Genomic DNA, 17,260 nt, shown 5'->3' on the forward strand with positions numbered 1-17,260 from the left:
ATGCTGCCGCGCGAGCTCGTCTCCGCCGTCCTGCGCACCGGGCCGGTCCTGCCGGTCGAACATCTCAATGACCCGCGCCAGCAGGCCTTCCAGCGCGCCCTCGCCCCCCAGCTGGGCAAGGCGCTGCACGGCGAAGTCCTGGCCAAGCTCACCGACGGCAGCTTCGTCGTCAAGGTCGCCAACATCCCCGCCCGCATGCAGCTGCCTGCGGGCGCCCAGGTCGGCGCCGACGTGCCGCTGACCCTGGTTTCCGTCAACCCGCGTCCCACCTTCCAGGTCGGGACCGGGGCCAATCCCGTCTTCAGCGAAGCCGGCCCGCCGCTGCCGAAAGGCGCCGATCCAGGCAAGGCGCCGCTGGCCATGCGCGAAGGCGCCGCGCCGCAGTCCGGCGCCGCGGTCGGGCGCGCCGCCGCCCTGCTGCAGGCCGGCGCGGCCGGCGCCGGCGCCCAGTCGCTTGGGGCGGAAGCCAACAACACCACCCTAAGCCAGGCCGGCAAGACCATCGGCGGCGTGCTCGCCGCCGCCCAGAAGGCGGAACTGCCATTGAGCGCCGCCCTCGGGCGCACTCCCGTGGTGGCCGCGGCCGGGGCGGACGCCGCCAGCATCGCCACCGGCCTGCAGCAGGCCGTCGGCAAAAGCGGCCTGTTCTACGAATCGCACGTGGCCGAGTGGGCCCAGGGCGCCCGTCCTATGGCCGAGCTGAACGCCGAGCCGCAGCAGCAGCTGGCGCGCGAAGGCGTGCGCCAGCTGCCGACTGACCCTGCCACCGCCCAGTTCATCAACCTGCAGCTGGCGACCCAGGAGCAGGCCCAGCTGGCCTGGCAGGGCAACCTGTGGCCGGGCCAGCCGATGCGGCTGGAAGTACAGCGCGAAACGCGGGAAGGCCATGAGGAAGCCGGCGAGCCGGAGACCTCCTGGCACAGCCGCCTGCGCCTGCACTTTCCCGAACTGGGCGAACTCGATGCGCGCCTGACGCTCACGGGCGGCCGCCTGCAGCTGCAGTTCGCGGCCGGCAGCGCGGACACGGCCGCCCTGTTGCGCCGGCATGTGGGCAGCCTGGCCGGCGCCCTGGAAGCGGCCGGCACCCAGCTCGCCGGCTTCGACGTGCGCGCCCAGGCCGATGACTGAACCGAAGGCCGGCCCACCGGCACGGCGCCAGAGCGCCGTCGCGATCGCCTATGCCGGCGGCGATGGGGCGCCGAAAGTCGTGGCCAAAGGCCAGGGCCTGGTGGCCGAGCAGATCATGGAGCGCGCCCGGGAAGCCGGCGTATTTATCCACGAATCGAAGGATCTGGTGCAATTGCTGATGGGGGTGGACCTGGACCGTGAAATTCCGCCCGCGCTGTATCGCGCAATTGCGGAACTGTTGGCGTGGCTTTATCATATTGAGTCGGCTCAAAAGCAGGGAACGGCGATTCCGCCCCCGCCCGATCCGACGCCCCACCTCAACCAGGACGACGCGGCGAACGCCGGCACAAGCAATGAATAATCAGGAACTGGACAACTGGCACGACTACGAGGTGGAGTCGCGCCGTGAGATCGCGTCGCTGCTGCGCCAGATCGGCGAGAAGCACCAGCTGGTGCGCATGCTGATCAAGGGTGAGGCCGACGTGTGCGTCACCACCGTGCTCGACGTCGACCCGGACACCAACACCATGGTCCTCGACCGCTCCATCGAGCGCATGCAGAACGAACGCATCGTCGAAGCCGGCGCGGTACGCTGCGAGACCTCGCTCGACAAGATCCGCATCCTGTTCAGCGCGGAGAACCTGCGCCATACGCAGTTCGAGGGCAGCGACGCCCTGCGCGCCGACATCCCGGCCAAGCTGATCCGCCTGCAACGGCGCGAGTACTACCGCATGGAGACCCCGGTCTCGAACCCGGTGCGCGCGATCATCCCGCTGCCGCCCGAGCTGGGCGCCGGCACCGCCGTGTTCCCCCTGCACGACATCAGCTGCGGCGGCATCGCCATCCTCGACAACAAGCTGCAGCTGGACACGACGATCGGCACCACGATCCCGAACTGCCGCATCGAGCTGCCGGAAGTCGGTCCGGTCACGGTGGCGCTACAGGTGCGCAATTCGCTCGACCTGACGCTGCTGAACAACAAGACCAACCGCCGCATCGGCCTGCAGTTCGTCGACATCTCGCGCGGCGGCATGGCGGGTGTGCAGCGCTACATCACCAAGCTGGAACGCGAGCGCAATGCGCGCCTGGCCGGGCTGGCCTGAGCCCGAAAGAATATTTACACTTCAGCAATTTTGCTGTCTTTCTAGCATCACATCGGCTACACGCGGACACCATGACACGTGCCGAGCTGTCGATGCTGCCTCCTCAATCCGACTATTACCGCGCCGCGTTTGCCCAATCGGACGCCGGCATGGCCATGCTCAGCCTGGAAGGACAGTGGATCGACGTGAACCCGGCGCTGTGCCGGATGCTGGGCTATTCCCGTACCGCCCTGCTCGAGCGCGACTGCAGCGAGATCAGCCATCCCGATGACCATGCTGCAGACCGGGCCTGGGTAGCGCGCCTGCGTGCAGGCGAGGCCGATTCGTTCGGTTTCGAAAAACGTTACCGCCAGCAGAGCGGCGCGCTCATCTGGGGCTTGCTGAGCGCTACGCTGTGCCGGGACAGCCGCGGCGAACCGCAGTTCATCGTGGTGCATATCGTCGACATCAGCGCGCAGAAGAAGGCTCTGGAAGACCGCGACGCCCTGTTCGCCCTTTCTCCCGACCTGCTTTCCGTCACCACGCCGGACGGCTACATCGTCCAGGCCAACCCGGCCTGGCGCGCACTGCTCGGATGGGACAATGCCGCGCTGATGGCGCGGCCCTTCATGGAATTCATCCACCCGGACGATGCCGGCCGCACCATGCAACAGGCCCAGGCAATCGCACACGGCGGCTCGGTCATGGGTTTTCGCAACCGTTTCCGCCATGCCGACGGCGGCTGGCGCTGGATCGAATGGAGCACCCGGGTTGCCGACGACGGCCGCATGTTCTGCCTGGGTCGCGATGTCTCCGAGCAGCGCCGCATGTCCGAGCAACTGCACTACCGCGCCACCCACGACTTCCTCACCGGCCTGCCCAACCGCTACGAATTCATGGGGCGGCTGCAGCAGGCGATCGATGCACTGGGCCGCGAGCCGCGTCCGCTGGTGCTGCTGTTCATCGACCTGGACGGCTTCAAGACGGTCAACGACCTGTGCGGCCACGAAACGGGCGACGTCGTGCTGACCGCCTTCGGGCAGCGGCTGGCGGCCTCGGTGCGGCGCACCGACACGGTGGCGCGCCTGGCCGGCGACGAGTTCGTGGTCCTGCTCGACCACCTGGGCGACCCCTGGCAGGATGCCGACCAGGTGGCCGGCAAGATCCTGCGCGCGGCCAGCCAGCCCTACCCCGAACTGGCCGGCCTTGCCGAGCCGGGCGCCAGCATCGGCATGGCGCTCTACCAGCCGGGCGACAGCGCCGACCGGCTGCTGTCGCGCGCCGATGCCGCCATGTATGTCGCCAAGAAGGCTGGCAAGAACCGCGCCGCGTTCCAGCGCGACGGCCGCTGGGTGGTGCACGGCGCCTGAAACGCTCAGGCCTGGCAGACGCCTCCGGGCCGGATCAGGCCGCGCTGGGTCGCGACCACCACGGCGTGGGTGCGGGCGGTGGCATCGAGCTTGCTCATGACGCCCTTGACGTGGGTCTTCACGGTGCCCACGCCGATGCCGAGCTTGCGCGCGATCGACTTGTTGCAGCAGCCCTGGGCCAGCAATTGCAGGACGTCGGTTTCGCGCCCGGTCAGCGATTCGCGGGTGAGGCTGTCGGCGACGCTGCGCGTCATCGGTTCGCTCAGGTAGCGCTGGCCGCGCGCCAGCTGGTCGACCGCCTGGGCCAGCTCGTCGGTGCCGCAGGACTGCAGCAGGTAGCCGGCCACGCCCGCATCCATCGCCAAGCGCACTTCCCATTCCTTGTCAAACTGGGTCACCAGCAGGATCCCCGGCGCCGGGTTGCCCGGAAGCGGCTGGCGCGCCAGTGCGACGCCGGTGTCGTAGTCGGTGACGATGACGCGCGCGACGCGCTGCGCCTCGGGCTGGCGCAGGTGGGTCGTGACGCGCAGACCAGGCTGGTCGGCGAGGATCGCATGCAGCCCGACGGTCATGATCGGGTCGGCGTGCATGATATGGACGGCGGAAGAGATCGGTTGCATGTGCTTGCTCCGGCAAACGGCGACGGATGAGATGGACCAGCATGGTCCGGATTCCCGACATATTGAAACGACAAGAACGGCAAGGCAAGTAATGCTTTGTAATAACTGGTCGATATGTATGCCGTCTGCATGAGGTGGCGACAGCATGTATGCGGTATACTCGCTTGACCATGCGCCTGACCTCTTTCACCGATTACACCTTGCGGACCCTGCTCCACCTCGGCAGCAACCCGGGCCGTCTGGTGACCATCCAGGAGATCGCGGACCTGCACAACATCTCGAAGAACCACCTGATGAAGGTGGTGCACGAGCTGGGCCGCAACGGCGTCATCGAGACCATCCGCGGGCGCAACGGGGGCTTCCGCCTGGCGCACCGCCCGGAAGAGATCAACATCGGCGCCGTCGTGCGCCAGAGCGAGAGCGATTTCTACATGGCCGAATGCTTCGACCCGGCCGGCAATCCCTGCGGACTGGTCAAGGCCTGCGGCCTGAAGGGCGTGCTCAGCAACGCCACCGCCGCCTACCTCGCCGAACTCGACCGCCATACCCTGGCCACGCTGCTGCCGGAACCAGCCCCGCGCGACGCCAGCATTCCTGTTACCCTGCACCGCAACGCGACCCGCGCCGCATAAGCCGTGCCCGTGCAGTTCATGCCACAAGGGTAAGCCGGCCAGCTCCTGACGGCCGTCGCAGCGCCGAAAAAAAACCGGCCACATGGGCCGGTTCGATGTCGACATGGTCAGGCTTACACCTGCATGTTCATGATGTCGTGATAGGCTGACACCAGTTTGTTGCGTACTTGCACGGTTCCCTGGAAAGCGATGCTGGATTTCTGCATCGCGATCATCGTATCGGACAGGCTCACGGTATCATCCCCCATCGCAAAGCGCTTGCCGAGTTCTTCCGCAGTCTTCTGGGTATTGCTGACCTGCTGCAAGGAGGTCTTCAGCGCGTCGGCGAAGTCGAGCTTGGCGACTCCCGGTTGGGCAATGCTACCCGCGCCACCCACGCCGAGGGGCGCGACGGGGCTGGCCGCCGGCTTGGTCGCCGCAGATTTCAGCTGTTCCATCATCGCCTGGATGCGGCTGCTGTCGATGCCGCCGATTCCGCCAATACTCATCGTTTTCTCCTGCCCGTGAGGCCATCCACTTTGTTCAGGCTGTCAGAATATCAGCGCCCAGACAATTTCCTGCTGTGAAGAAGCATGGATTTCCGCCCCTATTTCAGGGTTTGAATGTTGCTCTATGGCTTCATAATCCTGCTAATTCCTCCATCCTGGACAGTTAACCCACCATGGCAGCAGTCGCTGAAGAACTGATCGACACCCCGGCTTCCGAGCAGCAAGCGGAAAAGCAGGGCTTTTTGCAGACGACGATGGGCAAGCGCGTTGCCCTCGGCGGCGGTATCGCGCTGGTCGTCGCCATCATGATTGCGCTCTGGATGTGGAGCCAGGCGCCGGAATACCGCGTGCTGTTCTCGAACTACAGCGACCGCGACGGCGGCGCCATCACCGCCTCGCTCGACCAGATGGGGGTCAAGTACAAGTTTTCCGAAGGCGGCACGGCGATCCTGGTCCCGGCCGAGCAGATCCACGACCTGCGCCTGAAGCTGGCCGCGCAGGGTCTGCCCAAGGGTGGCAACGTCGGCTTCGAACTGATGGAAAACCAGAAGCTGGGCACGTCCCAGTTCGTCGAACAGGTCAACTACCAGCGCTCGCTCGAAGGCGAGCTGGCGCGCTCGATCCAGTCGCTCGGCTCGGTCGGCAGCGCGCGCGTGCACCTGGCGCTGCCGAAACCTTCCGTGTTCGTGCGCGACCAGCAGAAACCCACCGCGTCCGTCCTGCTGAACCTGCAGCCGGGCCGCGCCCTCGACCCGGGCCAGGTCAGCGCCATCGTCCACCTGGTCGCTTCCAGCGTGCCGGAACTGACGGTCGGTAACGTCACCGTGGTCGACCAGAACGGGAACCTGCTGTCCGACACCGGCAACAAGGCCGCCGGCAACAAGGGCCTGGACGCGACCCAGCTGAAGTATGTCGAGCAGGTCCAGCAGAACATCATCAAGCAGGTCGAATCGATCATCGCGCCGCTGGTCGGCAAGGAAAACGTGCGCGCCGAAGCGACCGCCGAGGTCGACTTCGCCCAGGTCGACACCGCGGCCGAGATGTACAAGCCGAACTCGCCGCCGGAACCGCAGGCGATCCGTAGCCAGCAGACTTCCGAGTCGAACCAGCCGGGCGCGGGCGCCTCCGGCGTGCCGGGCGCGCTGTCGAACCAGCCGCCGGGCGTGGCCACCGCGCCGATCGACGGCCAGCCGGTCGCCGGCGCCCCGGCAGCCAGCGGCCCGACGCGCAAGGACGCCACCACCAATTACGAAGTCGACAAGACCATCCGCTACGAACAGCGTCCGATGGGCGGCATCAAGCGCCTGACCGTGGGCGTGGTCGTGAACTACCGCCGCTCGATCGATCCGAAGACCGGCAAGGTCATCGTCAAGCCGCTGGCGGCCGCCGAAGTGGCCCAGATCAACGAACTGGTCAAGCAGGCGATGGGCTACTCGCAAGGGCGCGGCGACACCCTGAACGTGACCAATGCCCCGTTCGACGGCGTCGACCGCCCGGACGACACCCCGGCCCAGCTCGACTGGTGGCGCGATCCGGCCAACCTGCCGCTGGCCAAGGAAATCGGCAAGTACCTGCTGCTGTTCGCGGTGCTGGCCTTCCTCTACTACCGGATCCTGCTGCCGCTGATGCGCCCGGCGATCAAGAAGTTCGACGAGGTCACCGCGCTGCCGCCAGAACCGGAACCGGAAGAGGAAGACGAGATCTCGGATGAAGAGGCGGCCGAGATCGACGAGGAAGAACTCGAAGAACAGGAAGTCGAACGCCGGAACCAGGGCTACCGGAAGAACCTGGAAATGGCGCAGGAGCTGGCCCGCCAGGACCCGCGTATCGTGGCTAACGTTGTGAAAGCATGGTTGGGATCAAATGAGTGACAAGGACAAGGAAGGCGTAACCCAGGCAGCGATCCTGATGCTGGCCCTGGGCGAAGCGGAAGCGGCTGAAGTGATGAGGTTCCTGGGCCCGCGTGAAGTGCTGAAGCTGGGCGGCGCGATGGCGCAGATGAAGGCGGTGCAGCACGGCGAAGTGGTCAAGGTGCTGGAAGCCTTTGTGGAAGAGACCAACCTGCACTCGACCGTCGGCCTGGATTCGGACGAATACATCCGCCAGGTGCTGACCAAGGCGCTGGGCGACGACAAGGCCGCGGTGCTGCTCAACCGCATCCTGGGCGGCAAGGACGCCTCGGGCATCGAAAGCCTGAAGTGGATGGATTCGCCTTCGGTGGCGGAACTGATCCGCAACGAGCACCCGCAGATCATCGCCACCATCCTGGTGCACCTCGAGCGCGACCAGGCCTGCGAGATCCTGGCCCACTTCACCGAGCGCCTGCGCAACGACGTGGTGCTGCGTATCGCCACCCTGGACGGCGTGCAGCCGGCCGCGCTGCGCGAGCTGAACGACGTGCTGACCAAGCTGCTGTCGGGTAACGAGAACATCAAGAAGTCTTCGCTGGGCGGCGTGCGCACCGCGGCCGAGATCCTGAACTTCATGAGCGGCGAGCAGGAAGCGGCCGTCATGGACAACATCAAGAACTACGACAACGACATGGCGCAGAAGATCATGGACGAGATGTTCGTGTTCGACAACATCATCGACATCGACGACCGCGGCATCCAGCTGCTGCTGCGCGAAGTGCAGTCCGAAATGCTGATCATCGCCCTCAAGGGCGCATCGCAAGACCTGCGCGAGAAGATCTTCAAGAACATGTCGCAGCGTGCAAGCGAAATGATGCGCGAAGACCTGGAGTCCAAGGGTCCGGTGCGCCTGTCGGAAGTGGAATCCCAGCAGAAACAGATCCTGCAGATCGTGCGCCGCCTGGCGGACGAAGGCCAGATCGTGCTGGGCGGTAAGGGTGAGGATTCCTTCGTCTGATGATCCCCAAGGAACAGCAAAGCGCCTACCAGCGCTGGGAACTCACCTCGTTCGGCGACGAGCGCCCGTCCACCCAGGCGCGCCGCGCCGCGATGGCGCCCCCTCCTCCGGCCCCGGAGCCGGAACCGATCGAGATCGTTCCGAACGTGGTGCTGCCGACGGCGGAAGAACTGGAAGCGATCCGCGAGCAGGCGCGCGCGGAGGGCTATGCCGAAGGATTGGCCGAAGGTCGGGCCGCCGGCCATGCCGAAGGCTATGCCGATGGCGCTAGAGCCGGCCAGATCGAGGCCGAAGGCGAACTGGAACACCTGCGCGCGATCGCCGCGACCTTCAGCGACGCCGTGGTGCAGGCCGACGAGACCATCGCCCACGACGTGCTGGAACTGGCCCTGCGCCTGGCGCGCGGCATGGTGCGCACCGCCTTCAACGTGCGCCCTGAACTGATCCTGCCCGTGGTGCAGGAAGCGATCGGCTACCTGCCGGTACTGTCGCAACCGGCCACCTTGAGCCTCAACCCGGAAGACGCCGAGATCGTGCGCCAGGCCATGGGCCAGGAGCTGGTCAAGGGCGGCTGGCGCATCGTCGAAGACGCCGCCATGGCGCGCGGCGGCTGCAAGGTCGATACCGCCAGCAACCAGATCGATGCCCAGGCCCAAGCCCGCTGGGCGCGACTCACTCATGCCTTGCAGAGCAATGTGGACTGGTTGTCGTAGGGTGGGCGGATCTTCCGCCCACGCGGTCAACCACTGTCAACACCACCGCTAAACTTCATATTGCACGTATCACCGCGTGGGCGGCAAAGCCGCCCACCCTACGACATGACGACAACGACTGACCGCCACACCGCCCGCTGGAAATCCTTCATCAAGGACTGCGATTCCCTGGTCGGCTTTGCCGAGCCGATGCAGGTCTCCGGCCGCGTCACGCGCGTGGCCGGCCTGGTGATGGAATGCGTGGGCCTGAAGCTGGCTGTGGGAAGCGCCTGCACCATCCCCGTGGCCAACGGCCAGCGCATCGAGGCCGAAGTGGTCGGCTTCGAGGGCGAGCGCCTGTTCCTGATGCCGCAGAGCGACGTCGAGGGCGTGGTGCCGGGGTCGCGCGTGTTCCCGGTCGAATCGGCCCTGCCGAAACCGGGCACGGTGCAGCACCCGCGCCGCCGCCCGAGCGACCGCGCACGCCACCTGCCGGTCGGCATGCAGCTGCTGGGGCGCGTGGTGGACGGCGCCGGCCGCCCGCTCGACGGCAAGGGCCCGCTGAATACCGACGAAGTCGGCCCGCTGAATGCGCGCCCGATCAACCCGCTCGACCGCGCGCCGATCTCGGAAACCCTGGACGTGGGCGTGCGCGCCATCAACGCCATGCTGACGGTCGGCCGCGGCCAGCGCCTCGGCCTGTTCGCCGGTACCGGTGTCGGTAAATCGGTGTTGCTGGGCATGATTGCGCGTTACACCACGGCCGACGTGATCGTGGTCGGCCTGATCGGCGAGCGGGGCCGCGAGGTGAAGGAATTCATCGAGCAGATCCTGGGCCCGGAAGGCCGCGCCCGCTCGGCCGTGGTGGCCGCGCCGGCCGACTCGCCTCCCCTGATGCGCCTGCAGGGCGCGGCCTACGCCACCGCCATCGCGGAACACTTCCGCGAGCAGGGCAAGAACGTCCTGCTCATCATGGATTCGCTCACCCGCTACGCCATGGCGCAGCGCGAGATCGCCCTGGCGATCGGCGAGCCGCCGGCCACCAAGGGCTATCCGCCCTCGGTGTTCGCCAAGCTGCCGGTGCTGGTGGAACGGGCCGGCAACGGCCAGGAGGGCGGCGGCTCGATCACCGCCTTCTATACCGTGCTGTCGGAAGGCGACGACCAGCAGGACCCGATCGCCGATGCCGCGCGCGGTATCCTGGACGGCCACATCGTCCTGAACCGCCACCTGGCCGAGGCCGGCCACTATCCGGCGATCGACATCGAACAGTCGATCTCGCGCGCCATGCACGGGATTACCACCCACGAGCACCAGCTGGCGGCGCGCAAACTCAAACAGCTGTACTCGCGCTACCAGCGCTCGCGCGACCTGATCAGCGTCGGCGCCTATGCCGCCGGCAGCGATCCGGTGCTGGACCAGGCGATTGCCAAGCACGAGCAGATCGAAGCCTTCCTGTGCCAGGAAATCCACGACAACGCGGGCATGCTGGAGAGCTTGGGGCAATTGACCTCTCTATTCGAGTGATGAAACGATGCCTGGCGGCACTATACTGCTCTCATTATGGCCACCGCATCCGCCCTCGACACCCTGATTGACCTGGCACAGCGCGATTCCGACGCGATCGCCAAGCGCCTGGGCGCCGCCCTGGCGGCGGTCGACGAAGCCGAGCAGAAGCTGGTGATGCTGGATGGCTACCGCGACGAGTACGTCCGCAAGCTCGACGCGGCGCAGATGGCAGGCATCACGCCCTTTGCGTACAACAATTTCGTGGCCTTCATCGGCAAGCTGGACAACGCCATCATTGGCCAGCGCGAAGTGATCAAGCACGCGAAGTACAAGGCGGACACGGAAAAGAAGGCATGGCAGGAGAGCGAGCGCAAGCGCCTGTCCTACCGCACCCTGAACGAACGCGCCGCCGCCGAAGCACTGGCGATAGAGAACAAGCGCGACCAGAAACTGATGGACGACCACGCCGCGCGTGGCGCCCGCTACAAACAACGCTGACCCCAGGCAGATTCACCATGACGATGCAGACGACCACCCTTCCGTTCCAGGTTTCCGGCGCGAGCACCCTGGCCCAGCCGCAACGCAACGCTGCCGCGGGCGTGCAGGCGCCGGAAGGCGAAGGCTTCGGCGCCACCCTGTCGCGCGCGATGGCGCCGACCATGGCGCCCTCCGCCGCACCCACCATGGCGCCATCGGCCGCCCCGGCCAACAAGCCGGCCACGGCACACAAGGCGGCGGACAAACCGGCGGCCCAAGGTACGAAAGCCCCGGCGCGCGAGCCGGCCAAGCAAAAGGATGCGGCGCCCGATGCGCCGGCGACCACCGCCCAGGGCGCAGCTGCGGGCACCGAGTCCGCCGACCCGGCCAAGGATGCCGCAGCCGCTGCCGAATCGGCCACTGCAGCCGCGGAAGCAGCAACGACGCCCGTCACCGACATGCTCGCCTTCATGGCCAGCCTGACCCAGCCGGCCCCGGCTGCACCGGTCGTTGCCGCGCCGGTGGCGGCGCAGGCCCCTGCCGCCAGCGTCGCTGCCGGCGGCGCCGAACTGCAGCTCGCCGCGCTCCAGTCCGCATTCGCGAAACTCGACACCAGCGCCGGCGCCGACGCCGTCGCCGTCGCCGTCGCGACCGACCCTGCCCTGCCGGCCGCTACCGACGGCGAAGCGGCAGCCGGCGGCTTCTTGCTGGCTGCCGGCGTGCAGCCGGCAGCGGGCGAGACGGCCGACCTGCGCAGCCTGCAGCAGACAGCCCAGGCTGCCGTCCAGGCCGAGCCGGGCAAGCAAGGCGCGGCCGTGGTCCGCGAAGGGGGCGCGCAGGCCATGGCGGCCGTCGAGGCGCCGGCCCCTGCCCCGGCCCAGCTGCAGGCCCAGGCCGCCAAGCTCGAGACCCTGGCCAACCCGGCCGCCGTGCCGGCCGATCGCATCCCGGCGCGCGTGGGTAGCCAGGCCTGGGACAACCAGGTCAGCCAGCGCATCGTGTACATGGTCGGCAAGGAACAGGCCGCCACACTGACGCTGAACCCGCCGGACCTCGGTCCGGTGCAGGTGGTGCTGAACGTGAGCAACGATGGGGCCAGCGTGGCCTTCTCCTCGAACCAGCTGGAAGTGCGCCAGGCCCTGGAAAACGCCATTCCGCGCCTGCGCGAGATGATGGGCGAGAGCGGCATCGCGCTGGGTAATGCGACGGTGGATTCCGGCATGCCGGATGGCCGCCAGGCGCAGCAGGATGGCGAGCGCCGCAATCAGGGCGGCGCCAGCGGTTTCGGCAATGGCGGCACGCACGCGGTGAGTGAGGACAATGCCGCCCGTCCGGCGACGCGCAGCGTGGCCCTGGGCGACAACGGCCTGGTCGATACCTTCGCTTGAGCGCCTGTTAAACCGTCAACACGTCCGCGCAACAATCAGCGGGATAAGCACCCCTAATCCCCTCTTTTCGGGGCTTGGCGGGTTTTGTTTCCCCGCGATAATGCCATAATGACGGACACATTCTTTTAGGCAGTAAAGAGGCATCTTGAAAGCGAACCCGAAAATGAAGGCCGACCCGAAAGCAGACGCAGCGGCAGCAGCCCCGGCCGGCTCCAAGAAAAAGCTGGTCGTGATCGCCGCCGCAGCCGTGCTGCTGCTCGGCGGTGGCGGCGGTGCGGCCTGGTATTTCATGCATGGCGCAGGCGATGCCGCGGCCGAACACGACAGCCCGAAGGAATCCAAGAAAAAGAAGAAAAACAAGGATCCGGAAGCCAAGTCGGAATACGTGCCGGTCGAGGCCTTTACCGTGAACCTGCAGCCGGAAACCGGCGAGCAATACTTGCAGGTCCAGTTCACGCTGCAGGTGGCGGGCGCCGAACAGGCGACCCTGGTCAAGGACAATATGGCGATCGTGCGCAACCGCGTGCTGCTGCTCCTGTCGGGCAAGAAAGCATCGGAAATCAGCACGGTCGAAGGCAAGCAGCAGCTCGCCGCCGAAATCCAGGCAATCGTGCAGGAACCTTTCGAGAAAGACGGCGACGAGCAGGAAGTAACCGACGTACTATTTACTTCGTTCATCATCCAGTAAGCTGACGTACCATGGCTGATAATTTCCTCTCACAGGAAGAAGTCGATGCCCTCCTCAAAGGGGTCAACGGCGATCAGGACGACATTGCGACGCCTGAAGACACCTCGGGAGTTCGCACCTATAACCTGGCGACGCAGGAGCGGATCGTCCGCGGCCGCATGCCGACGCTCGAGATCATCAACGAGCGTTTCGCCAGGTATCTGCGGGTCGGCCTGTTCAACTTCCTGCGCCGCAGCGCGGAAGTGTCCGTCGGATCGGTGCGGGTCTCGAAGTACAGCGAGTTCATCCGCAACCTGGTCGTGCCGACCAACCTGAACCTGATCCACATGAAGCCGCTGCGCGGCACCGCCCTGATGGTGTTCGACCCGGGCCTGGTGTTCCTGCTGGTGGACAACCTGTTCGGCGGCGACGGCCGTTTCCACACCCGCGTGGAAGGCCGCGACTTCACCCAGACCGAGCAGCGCATCATCATGCGCATCCTCGACATCGTGTTCGAGGCCTATGCCAAGTCGTGGGAGCCGGTGTACCCGGTCGAGTTCGAGTACATCCGTTCCGAAATGAACACGCAGTTCGCCAACATCGCGACCCCGAACGAGGTCGTGGTGTCCTGTACCTTCACCATCGAACTCGGTTCGGTGTCGGGCCAGATCCACTTCTGCATGCCCTATTCGATGATCGAGCCGATCCGCGACGCGCTGACCTCGAGCCTGCAGGGCGAAGCGCTGGAAGTCGACAAGCGCTGGGTGCGCCTGATGACCCAGCAGATCCAGGTAGCCGAGGTCGAGCTGGTCGCGGTGCTGGGCGAAGGCCGCGCCAACTTTGACGAGATCCTGAACATGAAGATCGGCGACATCATTCCGATCACGGTCCCGGAAATGCTGCAGGCCACGGTCGACGGCGTGCCGGTGATGGATTGCAGCTACGGCGTCTTCAACGGCCAGTATGCCCTGAAGGTCGAGAAGCTGCTGGCCAACAGCGACAACTTCAACAAGTAAGCGCACACATAACGTATGAATCCGCCTGCGCTGGCCGCGGGCGACACAGGAGAGCAACATGTCTGACACCCAGGACGACCAGGAAAGCCTCGACGACGATTGGGGCGCGGCGATTGCCGAGCAGGCCGCGGCCGAAGCGGCGGCGCTCGAACGCCAGCAGCAACAGCAGGCCACCGCTAGCGCGGCCGTGTTCAAGGATTTCTCGAACAAGGGCGCGCGCAACGAAACGCCGAACGACATCGACTTCATCCTCGACATCCCGGTCCAGCTGACCGTGGAACTCGGCCGCACCAAGATCGCGATCAAGAACCTGCTGCAGCTGGCCCAAGGCTCGGTGGTCGAGCTCGACGGCCTGGCGGGCGAACCGATGGACGTGCTCGTCAACGGCTGCCTGATCGCCCAGGGCGAGGTGGTGGTCGTGAACGACAAGTTCGGTATCCGTCTGACTGATATCATTACCCCATCGGAACGGATCAGAAAACTGAATAAATGACTTCGCGCAACGTCGCCCCACTTCATTCCACGAATACTGCCGCACCGTCTGCCCGACCTGCGGCGTGCGACGTTGTAGGGTGGGCGGGTCTCCCGCCCACGCGTTCGAACCTGGCGAGATCTGCCTGTGCGCTTTTTCGTCGTCTAACGATTACTGCGTGGGGTCGAGCAGGCCACAGCCTGCTCGACAAGCCGCCCACCCTACGGATTGCGGCAGCGCTGATGTTTGCGCCCCTGGCAGCCTGTGCGTCACCCGTCGTTGCGGATCAGCCCCCCGCCCAGCAACAAGCTGCTCCACAAGCGATCCCACAAGCAACTCCACAAACACAGCCTGCACCCGCAGCCACCGCACCGATCCCGGTCCCGGCGCCCGCTTCGCAGGAAACCCAGCCCCTGCCGCGCGGCGCCACCACCACCGGCCGCCCGGCCACACCGGCCCGTCCGGCGCCAAGCGGCCCGGTCTCGACGCCGGTACAGGCGCCCGGCCCCGCAGCCGCCGAGTCCGCACCAGCAGCAACGCCGGCTGCCGAACAGCCTGCCGCCCCGGCCGTGAGCACCCCGGTTCCCGGCCAGCGTCCGCCGCAAGTGGTGATGCCTGGCTCCGCCGTCCCGGCAAGCGGCGGCCTGCTGCAGACCATCATGGCCCTGGTGCTGGTGATCGGCCTGCTGCTCGCCCTGGCCTGGTTCATGAAACGCTACGGTCCGCGCGCGATGGGCGCGAGCGCCAACATCCGCCTGGTCGGTGCCCTGAATATCGGCGGGCGCGAGCGGATCATGGTGGTGGAAGTGGGCGACCAGTGGATCGTCGTCGGCGCGGCGCCGGGACGCGTGAACGCCCTGGCCACCATGCCGCGCCAGCACGATGTGGCGCCCCAGGCTGCACTGGCGGCCCACGCAGCGAGCGCGGGCAGCTTCGGCGACTGGCTCAAGAAAACGATAGACAACCGTAATGCGAAATAATCAAGCTGTGAAGCGACTCCTGCTGGGCGCCAGCCTGGCGCTGCTGCCCCTGGCCGCCCTGGCCCAGCCCGGCATCCCCGCCTTCACCACCAGCCCGGCCGCGGGCGGCGGCACCGCCTACTCGCTGCCGGTGCAGACCCTGATCCTGCTGACCGCGCTGACCTTCCTGCCGGCCGCACTCCTGATGATGACGGCCTTCACCCGCATCATCATCGTACTGTCGCTGCTGCGCCAGGCGATCGGCACCCAGACCGCGCCGCCGAACCAGGTGATGGTGGGTCTGGCGCTGTTCCTGACCTTCTTCGTGATGGGCCCGACCTTCGACCGCATCTATACGGAAGCCTACCTGCCGCTGCAGCAGAACAAGATGCAGATGAGCGAGGCCATGGAGCGCGGCGTGGTGCCGCTCAAGGAATTCATGATCAAGCAGACCCGCCAGTCCGACCTGGCGCTGTTCGTCAAGATCTCGCGCTCGCCCGCACTGCAGGGTCCGGAAGACGTGCCGCTGCGCGTGCTGATCCCGGCTTTCGTCACGAGCGAGCTGAAGACCGCGTTCCAGATCGGCTTCGCGATCTTCATTCCCTTCCTGATCATCGACATGGTGGTGGCCTCGGTGCTGATGGCGATGGGCATGATGATGATGTCGCCCGCGGTGATCTCGCTACCGTTCAAGCTGATGCTGTTCGTGCTGGTCGACGGCTGGCAGCTGCTGCTCGGCTCGCTGACCCAGAGTTTCTATTAGGAGAGCGAGCATGACTCCCGAATCCGTCATGACCATGGGCCGCACCGCGATGGAAGTCACGCTGATGGTGTCGGCCCCGCTGCTGCTGGTGGCGCTGATCATCGGCCTGATCATCTCGATCTTCCAGGCCGCGACCCAGATCAACGAAGCGACCCTGTCCTTCATCCCGAAGCTGGTCGGCATCTTCATCGCCCTGGTTGTGGCCGGGCCCTGGATGCTGTCCACCATGCTCGACTACATGCGCCAGGTGTTCACCAGCATCCCGGGACTGATCGGCTAATCGCATGTTGAGCCTGACCACGGGCGAGATGAACGCCTGGATCGCGGGCCTGATCTGGCCGCTCACCCGCATCCTCGGCCTGGTCGCCTCCGCGCCCCTGTTCGGCAATGCCGGCGTGCCGATGTCGATCAAGGTCGCCCTCGGCGTGCTGCTGGCGTCCGTCATCGCCCCCACCGTGCCCGAGATTCCGGCCGTCGACCCGAGCTCCTGGGCCGGCATCCTGATCCTGGTAAAGGAACTCCTGATCGGCGTGGCCATGGGCTTCGCCATGCGCATCGTGTTCGCCGCCATCGAATACGCGGGCGAGGTGGCCAGCATGACCATGGGCCTGGGCTTTGCCGTATTCTTCGACCCGTCCACCCGCGGCCGCTCGGCGGCGGTGGCACAGTTCCTGACGCTGGTGGCGACCATGGCCTTCCTGGCGGTGAACGCGCACCTGGTGCTGCTGGCGGCGCTGGCCGAGAGCTTCCATGCGATGCCGATTTCCGCCACGCCGTTCTCGGGCAATGCCCCGCTGGAGCTGGCGCGCTGGGGCGCCAAGATCTTCTCGAGCGGGCTGCAGCTGTCGCTGCCGATCATCGCTGCCCTGCTCGTCACCAACGTGGCCCTCGGCATCCTGACGCGCGCCGCGCCCCAGCTGAACATCTTCGGTATCGGCTTTCCGGTAACCCTGGGTGTCGGCTTCCTGACCCTGAGCCTGGCCATGCCCTACCTCGGCATGCCGATCGTGAACCTGTTCAACGAGGGCATCGAAGCCGGCCGCGCCGTGCCGCGTGCCGGCCTGCAGCGCAATGCGGCGCCGCCACCGGCGCCTTCCGTCCCCGCGCCCGCGCCCGGCTAGGTAGCGGC

The 17,260-nt window shown here is 66.4% G+C and carries 20 protein-coding genes; 18 read left to right on the top strand and 2 right to left on the bottom strand.

Annotation, left to right across the window (positions count from 1 at the left end; genetic code table 11):
- The 4 genes from LK542_RS15350 to LK542_RS15365 all read left to right on the top strand — a co-directional run bounded on the left by LK542_RS15350 (position 1) and on the right by LK542_RS15365 (position 3,580).
- Positions 1 to 1,128 (top strand): flagellar hook-length control protein FliK, encoded by a 1,128-nt coding sequence (locus LK542_RS15350; RefSeq protein WP_227812566.1) that lies wholly within the window; start codon positions 1 to 3, stop codon positions 1,126 to 1,128.
- Positions 1,121 to 1,489: an EscU/YscU/HrcU family type III secretion system export apparatus switch protein gene (locus LK542_RS15355; RefSeq protein WP_227799330.1), complete on the top strand. Its 369-nt coding sequence runs from the start codon at positions 1,121 to 1,123 to the stop codon at positions 1,487 to 1,489. The genes LK542_RS15350 and LK542_RS15355 overlap by 8 nt, the downstream gene beginning before the upstream one ends.
- The gene (locus LK542_RS15360; RefSeq protein WP_227799331.1) at positions 1,482 to 2,231 is read left to right on the top strand and encodes a flagellar brake protein; all 750 of its coding nucleotides are present in this window, start codon (positions 1,482 to 1,484) and stop codon (positions 2,229 to 2,231) included. The genes LK542_RS15355 and LK542_RS15360 overlap by 8 nt, the downstream gene beginning before the upstream one ends.
- Positions 2,232 to 2,302: 71 nt before the next feature.
- Positions 2,303 to 3,580 carry a sensor domain-containing diguanylate cyclase gene (locus tag LK542_RS15365; RefSeq protein WP_227812567.1) on the top strand — a complete coding sequence of 426 codons (1,278 nt, stop codon included), beginning with the start codon at positions 2,303 to 2,305 and terminating at the stop codon, positions 3,578 to 3,580.
- A gap of 5 nt (positions 3,581 to 3,585) precedes the next feature.
- Here the strand turns inward: LK542_RS15365 and LK542_RS15370 are convergent, their stop codons facing one another.
- Positions 3,586 to 4,200, bottom strand: a complete 615-nt coding sequence (locus tag LK542_RS15370) for a response regulator transcription factor (protein ID WP_227799333.1) — start codon at positions 4,198 to 4,200, stop codon at positions 3,586 to 3,588.
- Between the two features lie 170 nt (positions 4,201 to 4,370).
- On the opposite strand from LK542_RS15370, the gene LK542_RS15375 reads away from it, so the two are divergent.
- Positions 4,371 to 4,832 (top strand): Rrf2 family transcriptional regulator, encoded by a 462-nt coding sequence (locus LK542_RS15375; protein ID WP_227799334.1) that lies wholly within the window; start codon positions 4,371 to 4,373, stop codon positions 4,830 to 4,832.
- 113 nt (positions 4,833 to 4,945) lie between these two features.
- Here LK542_RS15375 and fliE read toward each other — a convergent pair whose 3' ends face one another.
- Entirely contained in the window at positions 4,946 to 5,320 is a 375-nt protein-coding gene (fliE, locus tag LK542_RS15380) for a flagellar hook-basal body complex protein FliE (protein ID WP_227799335.1), read from the bottom strand.
- A gap of 173 nt (positions 5,321 to 5,493) precedes the next feature.
- Here fliE and fliF point away from each other — a divergent pair, with 173 nt between their 5' ends.
- The 13 genes from fliF to fliR all read left to right on the top strand — a co-directional run bounded on the left by fliF (position 5,494) and on the right by fliR (position 17,252).
- Complete coding sequence (gene fliF, locus LK542_RS15385) at positions 5,494 to 7,191, top strand: flagellar basal-body MS-ring/collar protein FliF (protein ID WP_227799336.1); 1,698 nt, start codon at positions 5,494 to 5,496, stop codon at positions 7,189 to 7,191.
- Positions 7,184 to 8,188 carry a flagellar motor switch protein FliG gene (fliG, locus tag LK542_RS15390; protein WP_227799337.1) on the top strand — a complete coding sequence of 335 codons (1,005 nt, stop codon included), beginning with the start codon at positions 7,184 to 7,186 and terminating at the stop codon, positions 8,186 to 8,188. The genes fliF and fliG overlap by 8 nt, the downstream gene beginning before the upstream one ends.
- A complete protein-coding gene (fliH, locus tag LK542_RS15395) occupies positions 8,188 to 8,901 on the top strand; it encodes a flagellar assembly protein FliH (RefSeq protein ID WP_227812568.1) in 714 nt (237 codons plus the stop codon). Before fliG ends, fliH begins: the two co-directional genes overlap by 1 nt.
- Positions 8,902 to 9,006: 105 nt before the next feature.
- Positions 9,007 to 10,407: a flagellar protein export ATPase FliI gene (gene fliI, locus LK542_RS15400; protein ID WP_373889505.1), complete on the top strand. Its 1,401-nt coding sequence runs from the start codon at positions 9,007 to 9,009 to the stop codon at positions 10,405 to 10,407.
- 36 nt (positions 10,408 to 10,443) lie between these two features.
- The gene (gene fliJ, locus LK542_RS15405; protein ID WP_227799339.1) at positions 10,444 to 10,887 is read left to right on the top strand and encodes a flagellar export protein FliJ; all 444 of its coding nucleotides are present in this window, start codon (positions 10,444 to 10,446) and stop codon (positions 10,885 to 10,887) included.
- Positions 10,888 to 10,904: 17 nt separating this feature from the next.
- A complete protein-coding gene (locus tag LK542_RS15410) occupies positions 10,905 to 12,254 on the top strand; it encodes a flagellar hook-length control protein FliK (RefSeq protein ID WP_227812569.1) in 1,350 nt (449 codons plus the stop codon).
- 163 nt (positions 12,255 to 12,417) lie between these two features.
- Positions 12,418 to 12,942 (top strand): flagellar basal body-associated protein FliL, encoded by a 525-nt coding sequence (gene fliL, locus LK542_RS15415; protein ID WP_227799771.1) that lies wholly within the window; start codon positions 12,418 to 12,420, stop codon positions 12,940 to 12,942.
- Between the two features lie 11 nt (positions 12,943 to 12,953).
- Positions 12,954 to 13,937 carry a flagellar motor switch protein FliM gene (fliM, locus tag LK542_RS15420; RefSeq protein WP_227799341.1) on the top strand — a complete coding sequence of 328 codons (984 nt, stop codon included), beginning with the start codon at positions 12,954 to 12,956 and terminating at the stop codon, positions 13,935 to 13,937.
- Positions 13,938 to 13,995: 58 nt separating this feature from the next.
- Entirely contained in the window at positions 13,996 to 14,430 is a 435-nt protein-coding gene (gene fliN / locus LK542_RS15425; RefSeq protein ID WP_227799342.1) for a flagellar motor switch protein FliN, read from the top strand.
- Between the two features lie 221 nt (positions 14,431 to 14,651).
- Positions 14,652 to 15,389, top strand: coding sequence for a flagellar biosynthetic protein FliO (gene fliO / locus LK542_RS15430; protein ID WP_227812570.1), 738 nt, complete (start codon positions 14,652 to 14,654; stop codon positions 15,387 to 15,389).
- On the top strand, positions 15,379 to 16,131 hold the full coding sequence (gene fliP / locus LK542_RS15435) for a flagellar type III secretion system pore protein FliP (RefSeq protein ID WP_227812571.1): 753 nt from the start codon (positions 15,379 to 15,381) through the stop codon (positions 16,129 to 16,131). Before fliO ends, fliP begins: the two co-directional genes overlap by 11 nt.
- A gap of 10 nt (positions 16,132 to 16,141) precedes the next feature.
- Positions 16,142 to 16,411 (top strand): flagellar biosynthesis protein FliQ, encoded by a 270-nt coding sequence (gene fliQ / locus LK542_RS15440; RefSeq protein WP_227799345.1) that lies wholly within the window; start codon positions 16,142 to 16,144, stop codon positions 16,409 to 16,411.
- Positions 16,412 to 16,415: 4 nt separating this feature from the next.
- Positions 16,416 to 17,252 carry a flagellar biosynthetic protein FliR gene (gene fliR, locus LK542_RS15445; protein ID WP_227812572.1) on the top strand — a complete coding sequence of 279 codons (837 nt, stop codon included), beginning with the start codon at positions 16,416 to 16,418 and terminating at the stop codon, positions 17,250 to 17,252.
- Positions 17,253 to 17,260 lie beyond the last annotated feature (8 nt).

Source organism: Massilia sp. IC2-477 (assembly GCF_020707265.1).
GTDB lineage: Bacteria > Pseudomonadota > Gammaproteobacteria > Burkholderiales > Burkholderiaceae_D > Telluria.

Excerpts from the sequence above, each read along its gene's own strand:
- LK542_RS15365 (WP_227812567.1), top strand. The coding sequence starts at position 2,303 with ATGACACGTGCCGAGCTGTCGATGCTGCCTCCTCAATCCGACTATTAC.
- LK542_RS15350 (WP_227812566.1), top strand. The coding sequence starts at position 1 with ATGCTGCCGCGCGAGCTCGTCTCCGCCGTCCTGCGCACCGGGCCGGTC.
- fliJ (WP_227799339.1), top strand. The coding sequence starts at position 10,444 with ATGGCCACCGCATCCGCCCTCGACACCCTGATTGACCTGGCACAGCGC.
- fliE (WP_227799335.1), bottom strand. The coding sequence starts at position 5,320 with ATGAGTATTGGCGGAATCGGCGGCATCGACAGCAGCCGCATCCAGGCG.
- fliQ (WP_227799345.1), top strand. The coding sequence starts at position 16,142 with ATGACTCCCGAATCCGTCATGACCATGGGCCGCACCGCGATGGAAGTC.
- fliG (WP_227799337.1), top strand. The coding sequence starts at position 7,184 with ATGAGTGACAAGGACAAGGAAGGCGTAACCCAGGCAGCGATCCTGATG.
- fliI (WP_373889505.1), top strand. The coding sequence starts at position 9,007 with ATGACGACAACGACTGACCGCCACACCGCCCGCTGGAAATCCTTCATC.
- LK542_RS15375 (WP_227799334.1), top strand. The coding sequence starts at position 4,371 with ATGCGCCTGACCTCTTTCACCGATTACACCTTGCGGACCCTGCTCCAC.
- LK542_RS15410 (WP_227812569.1), top strand. The coding sequence starts at position 10,905 with ATGACGATGCAGACGACCACCCTTCCGTTCCAGGTTTCCGGCGCGAGC.
- fliN (WP_227799342.1), top strand. The coding sequence starts at position 13,996 with ATGTCTGACACCCAGGACGACCAGGAAAGCCTCGACGACGATTGGGGC.
- LK542_RS15370 (WP_227799333.1), bottom strand. The coding sequence starts at position 4,200 with ATGCAACCGATCTCTTCCGCCGTCCATATCATGCACGCCGACCCGATC.
- fliL (WP_227799771.1), top strand. The coding sequence starts at position 12,418 with ATGAAGGCCGACCCGAAAGCAGACGCAGCGGCAGCAGCCCCGGCCGGC.
- LK542_RS15360 (WP_227799331.1), top strand. The coding sequence starts at position 1,482 with ATGAATAATCAGGAACTGGACAACTGGCACGACTACGAGGTGGAGTCG.
- fliP (WP_227812571.1), top strand. The coding sequence starts at position 15,379 with ATGCGAAATAATCAAGCTGTGAAGCGACTCCTGCTGGGCGCCAGCCTG.
- fliF (WP_227799336.1), top strand. The coding sequence starts at position 5,494 with ATGGCAGCAGTCGCTGAAGAACTGATCGACACCCCGGCTTCCGAGCAG.
- fliO (WP_227812570.1), top strand. The coding sequence starts at position 14,652 with ATGTTTGCGCCCCTGGCAGCCTGTGCGTCACCCGTCGTTGCGGATCAG.
- LK542_RS15355 (WP_227799330.1), top strand. The coding sequence starts at position 1,121 with ATGACTGAACCGAAGGCCGGCCCACCGGCACGGCGCCAGAGCGCCGTC.
- fliR (WP_227812572.1), top strand. The coding sequence starts at position 16,416 with ATGTTGAGCCTGACCACGGGCGAGATGAACGCCTGGATCGCGGGCCTG.
- fliH (WP_227812568.1), top strand. The coding sequence starts at position 8,188 with ATGATCCCCAAGGAACAGCAAAGCGCCTACCAGCGCTGGGAACTCACC.
- fliM (WP_227799341.1), top strand. The coding sequence starts at position 12,954 with ATGGCTGATAATTTCCTCTCACAGGAAGAAGTCGATGCCCTCCTCAAA.